This is a genomic window from Streptomyces sp. NPDC051243, from assembly GCF_044455405.1.
Taxonomy (GTDB): Bacteria; Actinomycetota; Actinomycetes; order Streptomycetales; family Streptomycetaceae; genus Streptomyces.
The window spans coordinates 74,249-88,352 of the sequence record NZ_JBITES010000028.1 but is presented as its reverse complement, the minus strand read 5'-3'; the positions used below and the strand labels follow the sequence as shown (position 1 = coordinate 88,352).

Annotated in this window: 10 protein-coding genes; 2 read left to right on the top strand and 8 right to left on the bottom strand. The window is 70.7% G+C overall.

What is annotated here, in order from left to right:
• Positions 1 to 13: 13 nt before the first annotated feature.
• The gene (locus tag ACIBAG_RS44370; RefSeq protein WP_399113670.1) at positions 14 to 1,108 is read right to left on the bottom strand and encodes a DUF5925 domain-containing protein; all 1,095 of its coding nucleotides are present in this window, start codon (positions 1,106 to 1,108) and stop codon (positions 14 to 16) included.
• 195 nt (positions 1,109 to 1,303) lie between these two features.
• Between ACIBAG_RS44370 and ACIBAG_RS44365 the strand changes: the two genes are divergently transcribed.
• Positions 1,304 to 2,716 carry a xylan 1,4-beta-xylosidase gene (locus tag ACIBAG_RS44365; protein ID WP_399113668.1) on the top strand — a complete coding sequence of 471 codons (1,413 nt, stop codon included), beginning with the start codon at positions 1,304 to 1,306 and terminating at the stop codon, positions 2,714 to 2,716.
• Between the two features lie 421 nt (positions 2,717 to 3,137).
• On the opposite strand, the gene ACIBAG_RS44360 is transcribed toward ACIBAG_RS44365, so the two are convergent.
• From ACIBAG_RS44360 to ACIBAG_RS44330, 7 genes are all read right to left on the bottom strand, one after another.
• Positions 3,138 to 7,034: a lipopolysaccharide biosynthesis protein gene (locus tag ACIBAG_RS44360; RefSeq protein WP_399113667.1), complete on the bottom strand. Its 3,897-nt coding sequence runs from the start codon at positions 7,032 to 7,034 to the stop codon at positions 3,138 to 3,140.
• Positions 7,027 to 7,827: a polysaccharide deacetylase family protein gene (locus tag ACIBAG_RS44355; RefSeq protein ID WP_399113665.1), complete on the bottom strand. Its 801-nt coding sequence runs from the start codon at positions 7,825 to 7,827 to the stop codon at positions 7,027 to 7,029. Before ACIBAG_RS44355 ends, ACIBAG_RS44360 begins: the two co-directional genes overlap by 8 nt.
• A complete protein-coding gene (locus tag ACIBAG_RS44350; RefSeq protein WP_399113663.1) occupies positions 7,824 to 8,840 on the bottom strand; it encodes a glycosyltransferase family 2 protein in 1,017 nt (338 codons plus the stop codon). The genes ACIBAG_RS44355 and ACIBAG_RS44350 overlap by 4 nt, the downstream gene beginning before the upstream one ends.
• On the bottom strand, positions 8,837 to 9,664 hold the full coding sequence (locus ACIBAG_RS44345) for a glycosyltransferase family 2 protein (RefSeq protein ID WP_399113662.1): 828 nt from the start codon (positions 9,662 to 9,664) through the stop codon (positions 8,837 to 8,839). Before ACIBAG_RS44345 ends, ACIBAG_RS44350 begins: the two co-directional genes overlap by 4 nt.
• Before the next feature lie 393 nt (positions 9,665 to 10,057).
• On the bottom strand, positions 10,058 to 11,155 hold the full coding sequence (locus tag ACIBAG_RS44340; RefSeq protein ID WP_399113661.1) for a GNAT family N-acetyltransferase: 1,098 nt from the start codon (positions 11,153 to 11,155) through the stop codon (positions 10,058 to 10,060).
• A gap of 1 nt (position 11,156) precedes the next feature.
• Complete coding sequence (locus ACIBAG_RS44335; protein ID WP_399113660.1) at positions 11,157 to 11,582, bottom strand: hypothetical protein; 426 nt, start codon at positions 11,580 to 11,582, stop codon at positions 11,157 to 11,159.
• Between the two features lie 178 nt (positions 11,583 to 11,760).
• Positions 11,761 to 12,966, bottom strand: coding sequence for a S8 family peptidase (locus ACIBAG_RS44330; RefSeq protein ID WP_399113658.1), 1,206 nt, complete (start codon positions 12,964 to 12,966; stop codon positions 11,761 to 11,763).
• Between the two features lie 319 nt (positions 12,967 to 13,285).
• On the opposite strand from ACIBAG_RS44330, the gene ACIBAG_RS44325 reads away from it, so the two are divergent.
• Positions 13,286 to 14,095 (top strand): SGNH/GDSL hydrolase family protein, encoded by an 810-nt coding sequence (locus ACIBAG_RS44325; protein WP_399113657.1) that lies wholly within the window; start codon positions 13,286 to 13,288, stop codon positions 14,093 to 14,095.
• Positions 14,096 to 14,104 lie beyond the last annotated feature (9 nt).

The window sequence follows — 14,104 nt, the reverse complement described above, 5'->3', positions numbered from 1 at the left end:
TTCCATCAAAGCACTACAGATACAGCCCGGAGTCCGCACCTTCCCGAGGCTCCGGCAGCGACGTCGGAGACGTACCCCGCTGCAGCGCGTACAGCTCCGCCAGCGTGGCGCCGTCGCGGCCGACGCCCTCCTCGGTGCCCAGCCAGTTCACCGCCTCCCGGCGGGTCAGCGGCCCCACCTCGATGCGGGCCAGACAGCGGCCGGGGCGGACGACGGCCGGGTGCAGGCGCTCCAGGTCCTCGTTGGTCGTCACGCCGACCAGGACGTTGCGGCCCTGGCCGAGCAGGCCGTCGGTCAGGTTCAGCAGCCTCGACAGGGCCTGCCCCGCCGTGTGCTTCGCCTCTCCCCGGATCAGCTCGTCGCAGTCCTCCAGGAGCAGCAGCCGCCAGCGTCCCTTGCCCGCCCCGTCCTCCTCGCCGATCGCGATGTCCATCAGATAGCCGACGTCGGAGAACAGGCGCTCCGGGTCCAGTACGCAGTCCACCTGGCACCAGTCCCGCCAGGAGCGGGCCAGCGTCCGCAGCGCCGACGTCTTGCCGGTGCCCGGCGGGCCGTGCAGCAGGAGCAGCCGGCCCGCGATGTCCTCCGGGGTCGTCTTCATCAGGCGGTCCATCGCGTCCGCGACCGGCGCGGTGTAGTTGGCCCGCACCTCGTCCCAGGTGCCCGCCGAGATCTGCCGGGTGGTGCGGTGCGGGCCGCGCCTGGGGGAGACGTACCAGAAGCCCATGGTCACGTTCTCCGGCTGCGGCTCGGGCTCGTCCGCCGCGCCGTCCGTCGCCTCGCCCAGCACGCGCGCCGCGAGTTCCTCGCTGGTCGCGGTCACCGTGACGTCGGCGCCCCGGTTCCAGCGGGAGATCAGCAGCGTCCAGCCGTCGCCCTCCGCCAGCGTGGCGCTGCGGTCGTCGTCGCGGGCGGCGCGCAGCACGCGGGCGCCCGGCGGCAGGAGTGTCGCCCCGGACCGTACGCGGTCGATGTTCACCGCGTGCGAGTACGGCTGCTCGCCCGTCGCGAAGCGGCCGAGGAACAGCGCGTCGACGACGTCGGACGGCGAGTCGCTGTCGTCGACGTTGAGCCGGATCGGCAGAGCGTCGTGTGGGTTCGCAGACATGCGGCCATGATCCGGCACGAGCCGCCCCTCTGCACCCGGTTTCCGTGGCACGTCCCGCCAACGGTGCACGCCCGAGGGCCGGGGGCCGTGCCCGATGCGCCCCCGCTCCCCCTCCGGCTCCCCTCCGCCCTGTCGCACACCGGGTACGTGCGAAACCCGCCCGCGCGGCGGGCACCCCCGTTACCGTTGTCCTTGATGGGACGTCATGGGTGGAATTCGGGGGCGCGGCGGTGGCGGCTCACCGCGCTGCTCGGCGTGGGCGCGGTGGCTCTGGCCCTAGTGGTGACCCTGTTCACCACGCTTCCGGGCAACGGCGTGAACACGGACGGCACCTCACGCGACGGCGACAAGGTGCACGGCACCCCGACCGCGACGCCGGACGCGACCGATCCGGAGGTGGGCTGGGGGTTCACCCACACCCAGTACAGCGCCGACGAGGGCGCCCCGGCCGCCGTGAAGCGCGTCGAGGGACGGCTCGCGGACGCCGGGGGGCTGCCGCAGATCCAGCACATCATGGGCTGGGGCGCCGACAACCCCGAGCCGGTCGAGGGGCGTTACGACTTCGAGGCGATGGACCGCCGTATCGATTTCATGCGCGCCTCCGGCAGCACCCCGGTCGTCACCCTGTGCTGCGCCCCCGACTGGATGAAGGGCGGGAAGGCCGGCGTCGACAACACCGACTGGAGCCAGGCCGCCCTGGAGACGGCGCCCGACCCCGAGCACTTCGACGACTTCGCCGCGCTCGCCGTCACGGTCGCCAAGCGCTACCCGGACGTACGGCACTTCATCGTCTGGAACGAGTTCAAGGGCTTCTGGAACGATGCCGAGGCCCGCTGGGACCACGAGGGCTACACCGAGCTGTACAACCTCGTCTACCGGGCGTTGAAGAAGGTCAACCCGGAGATCATGGTCGGCGGGCCGTACCTCGTGATGGACAGCGTCGACCCGCGCGCGGAGGAGGCCTCGACGGCCCTCAAGGGCTCCTGGGGCGCCCTGGACCAGCGCATCGTCGACGCCTTCGGTTACTGGAACGAGCACAAGGCCGGCGCCGACTTCGTCGTCGTGGACGGCTCCAGCTACACCCGGGACGACGAGCTCCTGCCCGACGAGTTCACGGCCACCGACAAGTTCACGGCCGTGAGCCGGTGGGTGCGGGGGCAGACCGGCGACCTGCCGCTGTGGTGGGCCGAGTACTACGTCGAGCCCGCCGACGGCAACGACGACCGCAAGGGCTGGTCCGAGGCCCGCCGGGTCGCCGTCCAGGCCGCCGGCATGATGGCGCTGGCCAAGGGCGGGACCACCTCCGGCTTCTACTGGAACCCGGAGGAGGAGAAGGGCACCGAGTGCGCCGGCTGTCTGTGGACGCCGACCGACACCGCGGGCGGCGGCGAGAAGCTGCCCATGTACGACCTGGTCGCCCGGTTCGCCAAGGAGTTCCGGCCGGGGACCGAGCACGCGTCGGTGTCGGTGGACAAGCCCGACGTGCGGGTCCTGGCCACCGGCAAGGTCATCCTGGCCGTGAACACCCTCGACCGGCAGACCAGCGCGAAGATCGACGGCGAGAAGGTCGAGTTCCAGGCGTACGAGGTCAAGTGGCTGGGGCGCTGAGCCACTTGACCGGGGCCAGGTCGTGTCCGCAAAGTCCCGTCGTCCGCCGCGGGGCAGGCGGGACTTTGCGGACACGGCCAAGGCCCTGTCGTTTGGATCATCCCGGCGTCGCGGGCCCTGGCACGCGCTCCCCCAAGCTCTTCGAGCAGGGGGTTCCCCAGCCGCGTTGTCGTCACTCGCCGACTCACCCGCTCGAACCTCCTCGCGCGGGGGCACCCCCATCGCGTCGCCCGCCGCGGTAGCGGCTGATGTCACAGCCTCCTCCGCCTTGCAGCTGCACGCTCCCCCACGCTCGAACCGGCTTCGCCCGGCTCGCGCGGGGGCACCCCCATCGACCCGGCTCGGGTCGGCTGAAGGGCGCCGCACCTCACAGCCGGCCTGATCCAGACGACAGGGCCTGGTTCCCAACCGGGGCGAGCTCCTATTTGATCGTCAGGAACCGCTGCGCCAGCGAGGCCAGCAGCACCGCCAGCAGCGGCAGCGAGAACCAGAAGCTGCTCTGCAGCCATCGCAGTTGCCGCACGCTCGGCGCCATCGCCACCCGGACGATCTCGCGGGCCATCAGCAGCACGATCAACGCGACCGCCGCGAGCCCGCCGACCACCGACCACGGCGTCCAGGTCACCCGAGGCCCGATCGGACCGGGATCGGCCTTGGGCACCCCGCCCGCCGGCTGCTTCCTGAGCGCGTACATCGTCGCGTCCTCGTTGACGAAGACCTTCTTCAGCTCCTGCCGCTTGTCCAGGTTCTGGATCAGCCGCGACTCCCAGGTCGCCGAATAGCCGACGTCCAGCCGGAGATAGGTCACCTGGCTGCGGTTGATCATCAGATACGAGTTCGGGCCGGCGTCCTTGAGCGCCTTCACCAGCCCTGACACCAGCACCGGGTCGGCCGGCGCGAGCGTCGGCAGGTACTCCACCTTCTCCATGTCCCGCGAGCCCCACGGCATCGACGGCGTCACGACGTTGACCGGGTCGTCGCTCAGCCACAGCAGCCGCACGCTCGGATCGTCATGGGCGTACACGTACTCCATGGCGGCGACCTCGCCGGGCCGCACCCGCTCGAACGGCTCGTTGCCCCAACGGGCCACCAGGAAGCCGCCCATCAGCACCAGGCCCGCCATGAGCGCGGCCAGCGGGGCGAGGCTCACCCGGTCCTTGTCGCGCTCCTTGGCGGTGACACCGGTACGCGGGAAGAAGGCGAGGCCGGTGAGCAGGGCCGCGCCGGGCAGGGCGAACATGAAGACCCGCAGCGCCATCTCACCGCCGTACGACTGCATGCCGAAGCCCAGGAACGGCACGAAGGTGAGGACGAGCAGCGAACGCTCCCGGTAGTGGTGGAAGCGTCGGCGCCACCAGCCCCAGCAGGCGAAGGCCATCACTCCGCCGGCCAGCAGCACACGCGTGTAGAGGACGAGCTTGTGGGTGGAGCTGCCGCCCTCGATACGGCCGGAGACCGAGGACGACACATTGCCGCCCACGCCGCCGACCCCGCCGAAGAGCTCGTCGAAGTGCCCGGACCAGTACGGCTCGGCCATGAAGCCGATCCACACCGTCACCATGACACCGAACAGGACGGGCAGGCCGCGCAGTTCGGACTTGCCGATCAGGACGAGCGCCGTCAGCACGCCCAGCATCACGAACGGCGTGAGCTGGTGGGCCGGGACGCTCGCCGCGAACAGTCCGGTCACGACCATCAGCAGCACGGCCCGCTGCCGCCGGTCCGTGGGCTCGACCTCGACCTCGCCGGGCCGCCGCTTCGTCCAGATCACGCGCGGCGCGCGGAACCAGACCAGCAGGATCGCCGCGAAGACGAGGTACAGCAGGTACGTGAAGCCCTGCGGGGAGAAGTAGTCCTGGCCGACCCAGCCGCTGAGCACGAACACCCAGATGCCGGTCCACTTGGCGCGCCAGCTCGCCCGCATCGAGCGCACCAGCAGGAACATCGGCACCAGGTACAGCAGTTGCATGGCCAGCGGCCACCAGCGGATGACCTCGGTCAGGTCGGTGACCCCGCACGCCTTCGCGACGAACGCGGTCACCGCGAAGAAGCCCGGCCAGCTCCAGCGCGCGTCCAGGTCGGGCACGGCCGATCCGGTGCGGTCGATGTAGTCGAGGAAGCCGAGGTGCTGCCAGGCCGTGGCGAACCTCGGCTCCGCCTCGATCAGCGCGGGCAGGGAGTGCAGGGACACGACCGTCGCCAGCAGGGTGACCAGCAGCAACGCCTTGTGCTCGCGGCCCAGCCACAGCAGCGAGGCGAACACCACCGCCAGCAGCGCGGCCCCGACCAGCGTCGGCAGCGGCAGCACGGAGACCAGCCCGAGCCCGCCCATGCCGTCGAGGTCGGCCTCGCCGAGCCGCAGCGCGGGTACCCAGTACAGCAGCAGCGCGGCGATCAGCAGACAGCCGAGGACCACCCCGAGACGGGTGGGCATCAGCTGCTCGCGCCAGGTCGGCGAGGGCACGACGGGCGGTCGTACGGGCTCTTCGGGCATCGGCGGCTCTTCCCGTACGGCAGGTTCCGGCCGTACGACGGCCTCCTCGCGCTCTTCCGGTACGGCCTCCTCGCCCTCGCCCGCGTCGAAGTCCGCCTTGAAGTCCGCCTTGAAGTCCGCTTCGAACGGCGCGTCCACCTCCGCGGGCCCCGTCGACGCCTCCGAACCCGGCTCGCTCCCCCACTCTCGAATACGTTCGAGCGGGGGGACCCCCATCTCCACCGGCAACCCGACCTCCGGCTTGCGCGCCCAGGCCGGCCGGTGGTCCGGGTGGACCAGCGGTGTTCCCGTGGGCGGTGTGCCCGGGCCCGGGCGGACGTCCGGCCGGCGTTCCAGGTGGTCGAAGTCGACATGGACGCCGAGGGCGAGGGTGTCGGTGTCGAGCGCCCAGCCAGGCATGCGCTTACGCGCCCCCTCGGGCACCTCGCGCGCCCCCAGGTCGGCGAGGTCACCGTCGGGAGCCGCGTCCTCCGGGACCTCGGCCGAGGTCGCACGGGCCGTCCGGTACAGCTTGGGCGCGGCGATCGCGACGATCACCGCGAGAGCGGCGATCTCGGCGACGCCGGCGCCGGTCAGGCCCATGCGGGGGAGCAGCAGCAGCGTCAGACCGAGCACCAGGGCACACAACAGGCCCTGCAGCCAGGCCAGTCCGGCGGTACGGCTCTGCGCGCGCAGGACGGCGAAGTACGTCTCCATGACGACCCGCAGCAGCGCCCCGACGGCGAACCAGCGCAGCAGCGGGGTCGCCGCGTCCGCGTAACCCTGGCCGAAGACGCCCAGGATCCAGGGCGCTCCGAAGAACAGGATCGCGGCGACCGGCACCATGATCCGCGCCATGCGCCTGAGCGCCGCGCGGGTGTTGGCGGCAAGCCGCCCCGGGTCGTGCGAGCCCTCGACCGTGAGGGAGGCGCCCATGTTGATGGCGAGCAGATTGACGGTGCCGCCGATGGTGGCCGTGATGTAGAAGTACGCGTTGTCCTCGGCGGACACCTGCGCGGCCACGATCACGGGGATCAGATAGACCACGGCGAGCGAGAACAGGGAGCCGGTGTAGTCGCCCGCCAGGAACTTCCCGATCTCCTTCAGGGACGGCGGGTCGGCGTTGTCCTCGGTCGCCTTCACATGGCGCGGCACCAGACGCCGGAACACCAGCCAGCCCAGCGGCAGCACCGACACCGCGATGGCCGCGACCCACGACACGAAGACCCCGGCCGTGGGAATCGCCACCGCGAAGGCCACCAGCAACCCCAGCTTGACCGCGGAGAACACGGTGTTGCCGACCGGCACCCACACCGCGCTGCGCAGCCCGGTCAGCACACCGTCCTGGAGCGTGAGCAGGTTCCAGGCGATGACGGCCACGACGAAGAAGAGCCCGCCCGCCGCCCCGTTCAGGAACCGGTACGACGGCCCCCACAGGTCCAGCGTCAGCAGGAAGACGCCCGCGGCCAGCGCCACCACCACACAACTGCCCGCGTACGTCCGGAAGATCAGCCGGCCGCTCCTGCGGCCCGCCACCGGGATGAACCGGGCCAGCGCCCCCGTCAGCGTCACCGCGGTCAGTCCCGCGAGGAACTTCATCGCGGCGATCGCGGCGGACCCCTGGCCGACCGCGGACTCGGAGTAGTAGCGGGCCGCGGCCAGCCAGAACCCGAGCCCCAGCACGGCGGAGATGCCCGTGTTGATCATCAGGGCGTAGGCGTTGCGGAACAGCTGGCTTCCCCCGGAGGGCCCGCCCATGCCGGGCAGGCGAAGGCGGCGCCCCGACCGCTCGGGCGCCGTCGCGTCGGTCGAGGCGGGCTCGGTCGTGGTCGTCGTGTCAGACACGGGAACGGATGGCCTTCCGGCGGACCTGTCGGGCTCTGCGGACCACGGCGTACCCCTTGGTGAGGGCACGGTCCCTGGCGAAGGTGCGGGCGATGGCACGGCCCTCGACCATCCGCGCGAACTCCTCGATGCCGGTGGTGCGGCGCACGGTCAGGCGGGTCAGGGCGTACGGGCCCTGCCGGCGCCGCGCCAGGCCGTTGTTGACGGCGAGCGCCTGGGCGTACCCGGTCTCGCGCACCGCCTCGCGCACCCGGCGGCTGGAGTAGCCGTACGGGTAGGCGAACGAGGCCGGGACGGTCCCGAGCTGATCGCTGATGATCTCCTTGCACAGGATCAGCTCGGAGCGCAGCCTCCTGTCCGGGAGCTGGTCGAGCTGCGGATGCGTGTGGCTGTGGCCGCCGATCTCGACGTCCGCGTCGGCGAGTTCGCGGACCTGGTCCCAGTCGAGCATGGTGTCCAGGCCGCCGCCCATGTCGTGGGGCCCCTTCAGCCAGCCCGTGGAGACGAACACCGTGGCCGGGAAGCCGTGCTTGGCGAGCACGGGCAGGGCGTGCCGGTGCACGCCCTCGTAGCCGTCGTCGAAGGTGATCAGCACCGGCCGCTCCGGCAGCGGTTTGCCGGAGCGCCAGCGCGCCGCGAGATCGGCCGTCTTCACGGGCGTGAGGCCCAGGTCGCCGATCAGCGCCATCTGTTCCGCGAACGCCTCCGGCGCCACCGACAGGTCACGGGTGGCGTCGTTCGGCGAGGTGGACACGGCGTGGTACATCAGGATCGGCACACGCGCGTCGGTCATCTGCTTCCCCCCTCGATGCCCGGTTCCCCCCCGGCGCCCGCTTCGAGCCCCGCCACCGAGTACGTGGCACCGCCCCGGCGCGCCCGGACACTCCCGACCACGTACCCACCGGCCGCGGTCAGCACCCCGGCGACGATCGCACCGGCCCGCCCCGCACCGCCCGGCCGGGCCAGCAGGGCGTCCCGCAGCCCGCGCGCCACCCCGGCCGGCAGGACCCGGGTGGTGTACCGGCGCTCGGACTCAAGTCCCTTGTCGGCGCCGACACTTCGGGCCACCAGCGCCTTGGACAGCCCTTCGGCGTACGTCCGCGTGCGGAAGTACCCGAAGTGCTCACGCGCCTCCGGCACCCGGTGGTGGATCACCGCGCGGTCGTCGATCAGCAGCACCGCGTCGGGCCTCGCCCGCGTGAGCCGGATGCACAGCTCCGTCTCCTCGCAGCCCAGCGGCAGCCGGTCGCCGTCCCGCCCGATGCCGCTGGCGAAGCCGCCCGCGAAGTCGAACGCCGTGCGCCGGAAGGAGGCGTTGCCGCCGAGGACGTTGCGCACCTTCACCCGGCCGTGCGGCAGCCCCCGGTAGGTGCAGCCGACCACCCAGTCGAACTCCTCCGGGAACCAGTGGGGCCGCCGTCCCGACGCCCAGATGGGCTCCGTACGACCGCCGACGGCCATCACGTGCGGGTCGGCGTACCCCGCCGCGAAGTGCCGCAACCAGTCCCGCTCGGCCACGGCGTCGTCGTCGAGGAACGCGATGACCTCGCCGTAGGAGGCGGCGATGCCGGTGTTGCGGCCGGCGGACAGACCGCGGGGGCCCGCGTTGGCGAGCACCCGCACATCGGTCGCTTCCTTGTACTCCTTGGTCAGCCGGTCCAGGAGCGCCTCGTTGTGGTCGACGACCAGCAGCGTCTCCAGGGCCGGATACGCCTGCGCCCGCACCGAGGAGACCGCCGCGAGGATGTCCTCCCAGCGGTCCTCGGTGTACACGCAGATCACGACGGAGATGTCGGGACCGCTCAAGACGCCTCTCCCCGCACGGTGTCGAGCATGGGGGAGTGCGCGGCCGCACTGCGGCGGCGCAGGGCGCGCCGGTTGGAGCGCTCCTTGAGGATCACCTTGAGCACCCGCAGCCCGTCCCGCACGGCGCGCAGATTGCTGGTGCCGTGGATGCGGAGGTACTCGTGGCTCGGTATCTCCTGCACCTTGAGCCCCGCCTTGACGACCCGGATGTTCATCAGGGTCTCCACCTCGAAGCCGGTGCAGTCGAGGTCGATCTTGTCCAGGCAGTGCCGCCAGAACGCGTTGTATCCATAGCAGAGATCGGTGTAGCGGGCGCCGAACTTGCGGTTGACGGCCGTGCACAGCGCCCAGTTGCCCAGCTTGCGGATCGGCGTCATGTCGTCGGTGCCGCCGCCGTTGGCGAAGCGGGACCCCTTGGCGAAGTCCGCGCCCGAGACCAGGGCGGACACGTACGACACGATCTCCTGGCCGTCGGCCGAGCCGTCCGCGTCGACCATCACGATGATGTCGCCGGTGGCCGCCTCGAACCCGGTGATCAGGGCATCCCCCTTGCCCTTGCCGCGCTGCCGCACGACCTTGACGTCCGGCCACAGCTCACGGGCCACTTCGACGGTGTCGTCGGTGGAGTTGCCGTCCACCAGGACCACTTCGTGTATCCAGTCCGGCAGGGTCTTGAAGACGTACGGAAGGTTCTCCGCCTCGTTCATGGCCGGGATCACCACGCTCACCGGCGGCGCGATGGCCAGGTGGGTGGAGACGGGCCGGTACTTGCCGACCGGTGACGGATCTTGGTCCGCGACCGCCGGGCGCAGAACAGAACTCATGAGTCTGGTCCCTCTCGTCCGGTGGACCGCCCGCCCCTGGGCGGCCCGGCTCTTGGTCCGGTTCGAAAGGGGGGTATCTCACTCACGGCACGGATAAGCGGATCTCCGTGCGCGTGCGGTGAGCTGGCATTTCTGGCCGGCCACCAGAAGATCGGCAGCCGGTCGCGCGGCACGACTCGATAGCAAGTGCGGACACCTTCACCGAGCACCCCCCTACCGCGTCCCGCGCCGGACCTGTCGCGGTCCCTGAGCCCTCCCCTGGAGCCGTTCGTCGACCGTCCGATGCGGGTGAGATGTACGACGGTATTGATGATTGAGACTGTATGGCAAGAGCTGGAACGAGCTCTCACGTTTTTGTTGGTTTGACCGTAACCGGTCCTTTCGCTTCGGTCGTCACCGCCGACCCGAGCGGATCTTCCCCATGCTCTTGAGGAGCCGGTCCGCCGGTTCGAACAGCTCCGGCCGTGCCTGCACGGTGTTGCGCAGCGCCCGGACCGGGGCACGCCGTGCCCGGTGTCCGAACGCGACCGGGTGACGCCTGGTCACCCACCCCTCCGACACCGTCAGCTCGCGTGTCTTCAGGGAGTCCTTGTACTCCTTCTGGCCCCGGCCGAGATCGAGATAGGCGATGCCGTCGGCGGCGGCCGCCTCGGCCATCCGCAGATGCAGGACCAGCCCCGGCGAGTACTTCGAGAACGCCGGGTCGTACGCCGGGAACCAGCACGCCAGGACCCGTTCGGAGCGCAGCCCGAAGTGCGCGGCGATCGGCTTGCCGCCCGCGTACAGCACCGACAGGATCCCCGCGAACGGCTCGGAGCGGGTGTGGAACAGCTGCTCCACGAGCCGGGTGATCCACTCGTGCGCGAACCGGTCGCTGCGCCCCGTCCTTCGGTACTGCGCGGACTTCCAGCCCATCAGCGTGCGCAGGGCGGCCGGATCGCGCTCGTCGTGCACATACCGCACGCCGTCGTGGTCCCGGCCCAGCTTCCGCTCCTTGGCGAGTGTCGACTTGGTGAACTTCGGTGACTGCTCGCGGAGTTGAGCGAGATACGCGTCGTAGCCCTGGTCGACGTCCATGACCGGGGACGGGTAGGTACCGGACGCCTCCGCGGCGAACGCCGCCTGGCCCTCCACCAGGTGGTCGAACTCCCAGACGGCGAGCCCGCAGGCCTTCAGCAGCTCCCGCGCATCCCAGGTGAACCCGGGCCGGTGCACCACCCCCTGGGCGTCCGAGACGCCGAGTCCGATGGCCCGGCCGACGCCGGCCGCCGTCCGCTGGAACGGGAAGAACGCGGCCGGCTCACCGCCCTCCCGCACCACCGCGATCCGCACCCCGCGCCGGCAACGGCCGACCGCCAGCGCGAACTCGGGGGAGAGGAAGGGGTTGCCCAGTTCCGGCGAACCCTGAAGATGGGCCTTGGACTGCATCGATGTCCACGCCGCCCGGTCGGCGGAGCTGAGCTCCCCGGGGCGGTACACGCTGATGTCCACGTCAGTCGTTCCGCCTTCGCGTCGTACGGCCGCGCAGTCGCCGTACCAGGACCAGCAGGAGAATGAGGGCGCTGATCGCGGTCACCGCCACGATCCCGCCGCGTACCGACCACCGGTGCACGGCCAGCATGCCCTGGGTCACCAGCATGTTGACGGCGACCGCGCCCGCAACCGAGGCGATGGCACGGCCGAAGGGTTCCAGCCCGCGCAGTGCGGCGGCGATCGCCGCGGCCGGCGCCGCGAGCAGGAAGAACAGAGTGAAGGGGCCGCGCAGCGGCGAGCCCGAGTCGACGAGCGCGAGGACCGCGCCGATTCCCCCCACAGCCGTCGCGGCACCCGCGAGCAGCGGCGTCAGGTCCCTCCCCGGCCCTGGTCGCGCTCTCTCGGTGTCCTCGGACGAGGCTGTCTTGATACGTAAGGTCTGCATTGGCGACGTTTCCCCCCGAAGCGCCGGATGCCGGGCTTCAATGTCGCTCAGCGCCGCGTATGCCGTCAAGATGCGAATGGCCCCTTGACACCTGTTCGTTTCCCGGTCTCGGGAGCACGCGTTCCCCGGAGGCGGCGGGGCCTCCGGGGAACCGTCGTTCAGATGGTGCGCGAGTGCCTTACGACACGAGCTTCAGCAGCCGGTTCGGCGAACCGCTGCCGGGGCTGGTGACCACGTTCGTGGTGGCCCCGGCGGTCAGGGCCGAGGCGACCTGAGCCGGGGTGGACGAGGTGTGGCCCGCCAGGTAGACCGCGGCCGCGCCCGCGACATGCGGTGTCGCCATCGACGTACCGGAGATGGTGTTCGTCGCGGTGTCGCTGGTGTACCAGCCCGCCGTGATCGAGGAACCCGGCGCGAAGATGTCCAGGACCGAGCCGTAGTTGGAGTAGCTGGCGCGGGCGTCCGAGCTGGTGGTGGCGCCGACGGTGATGGCCTCGGTGACCCGGGCCGGGGAGTACGAGGAGGCGTTGGCGCTGCTGTTGCCGGCCGCGATCGCGTAGGTCACGCCGCTGGCGATGGAGTTGCGCACGGCCGTGTCCAGCGCGGTGGAGGCGCCGCCGCCGAGCGACATGTTGGCGACCGAGGGACCGGAGTGGTTGTTGGTCACCCAGTCGATGCCCGCGACCACGCCCGCCGTGGTGCCCGAGCCGCTGTTGTTCAGCACCCGGACGCCGACGATGTTCGCCTTCTTGGCGACGCCGTAGGTGGAACCCGCGATGGTGGAGGCCACATGGGTGCCGTGGCCGTTGCCGTCCTGCGCGGTGGTGTCGCCGTCGACGGCGTCGTAGCCGTACGAGGCACGGCCGCCGAAGTCGCTGTGCGTGATGCGCACGCCCGTGTCGATGACGTACACCGTCACTCCGCTGCCCGCGCTGTCCGGGTAGGTGTAGGTGCCGGAGAGCGGAAGCGAGGTCTGGTCGATGCGGTCCAGGCCCCAGGGGGCACTGGACTGTGTGGCGTCCATCCGGACCCGCTGGTTCTGCTCGACGGACGCCACGGCCGGGTCGGCCGCGAGTCTCCTCGCCTCCGTCGCGGAGAGGGTGGCGGTGTAGCCGTTGAGCGCCTTGGTGAACGTCTTGTTCACCGTGCCGCCGTACTCCTCGACCAGGTCCTTGCCGGCGGCCGAGGCGGCCTTGAGGCCCGCGCTCTTCTTGAGCGTGACGATGTAGCTGTCCTTGATCGCCGTGGGGGAGCCGGCGGCCAGGACCTTGCCCTCGGCCGGGGCGGCCTGGGCGGGGAGGGAGGTGAGCCCGCCCACGAGGGCGGCGGTCGCCAGGCTGGTTATCGCGGCGAACCTGAGCTTGTTGCTACGCAGTTGTGCCATTACGAGGGAGTCCTCCTCCAGGCAGCGCGCATACGGGTTGGATGCGCGCGATGTGGGGGGTGCACGCGTGATCGCGGGCACGACCTCGGAACGTCGCGTTCCCGTTCCAAAGCCGAAGTAAAGGATCTGTGCTCCCGGCGTGACCGACAAGAGAGTTGACGATCTGTCAACAACTCTGTCATGAACACGCAACAAAACCCACAGCAAGCCGACAGGGTGAGGGTGGTGATGCCCGGAAAATTCTTGGCATGGACACTTCCTGTCAACACGCGTAGTTGGTACGACGGTTAAGGCAGAGATCCTGCTATAGGGAGGTTCCATGAGACGTTCCCGACTTTCCGCATACGTCGCCTCGCTCCTCCTCGCCGTCGGCACCGCCCTCACCGGGGCCGGCGCCGCGCAGGCCGCCGAAACCGCCGCCACCGGCGGCTATGTGGCCCTCGGCGACTCGTACTCCTCCGGTCTCGGTGCGGGCAGCTACATCTCCTCCAGTGGTGACTGCGCACGCAGCACCAGGGCGTACCCGTACCTGTGGGCGGCCGCGAACTCACCCTCGTCCTTCGACTTCACGGCCTGCTCGGGCGCTCAAACGGGTGATGTGACCGCCAGTCAGCTCGGCCCGCTCAACGCCACCACCGCGCTGGTGTCCATCACGATCGGCGGCAACGACGCCGGTTTCGCCGACATCATGACGACCTGTGTGCTCCAGTCCGACAGCGCCTGCGTCTCCCGGATCAACACCGCGAAGGCGTTCGTCGACTCGACGCTGCCCGGCCGGCTCGACACCGTCTACTCGGCCATCCGGGCCAAGGCCCCGTCCGCCCATGTGGTCGTCCTCGGCTACCCCCGCTTCTACAAGCTGGGCGTGTCCTCGTGCCTCGGCCTGTCCGAGACCAAGCGCAGGGCGCTCAACGACGCGGCCGACTACATCGACGCCGCGACCGAGAAGCGCGCCCTGGACCACGGCTTCACCTTCGGCGACGTACGGCCCACCTTCACCGGGCACGAGATCTGCTCCGGCAGCTCGTGGATGCACGCCGTGAACTGGCTCAACATCCCCGAGTCGTACCACCCGACGGCCGCGGGCCAGTCGGGTGGTTATCTGCCGGTCCTGGACGCCGCGGCCTGAACGCCCGGT

Bases quoted from the DNA above. Each gene is read 5' to 3' on its own strand.
- ACIBAG_RS44325 (WP_399113657.1), top strand. From the start codon at position 13,286: ATGAGACGTTCCCGACTTTCCGCATACGTCGCCTCGCTCCTCCTCGCC.
- ACIBAG_RS44370 (WP_399113670.1), bottom strand. From the start codon at position 1,108: ATGTCTGCGAACCCACACGACGCTCTGCCGATCCGGCTCAACGTCGAC.
- ACIBAG_RS44335 (WP_399113660.1), bottom strand. From the start codon at position 11,582: ATGCAGACCTTACGTATCAAGACAGCCTCGTCCGAGGACACCGAGAGA.
- ACIBAG_RS44365 (WP_399113668.1), top strand. From the start codon at position 1,304: ATGGGACGTCATGGGTGGAATTCGGGGGCGCGGCGGTGGCGGCTCACC.
- ACIBAG_RS44355 (WP_399113665.1), bottom strand. From the start codon at position 7,827: ATGACCGACGCGCGTGTGCCGATCCTGATGTACCACGCCGTGTCCACC.
- ACIBAG_RS44330 (WP_399113658.1), bottom strand. From the start codon at position 12,966: ATGGCACAACTGCGTAGCAACAAGCTCAGGTTCGCCGCGATAACCAGC.
- ACIBAG_RS44345 (WP_399113662.1), bottom strand. From the start codon at position 9,664: ATGAGTTCTGTTCTGCGCCCGGCGGTCGCGGACCAAGATCCGTCACCG.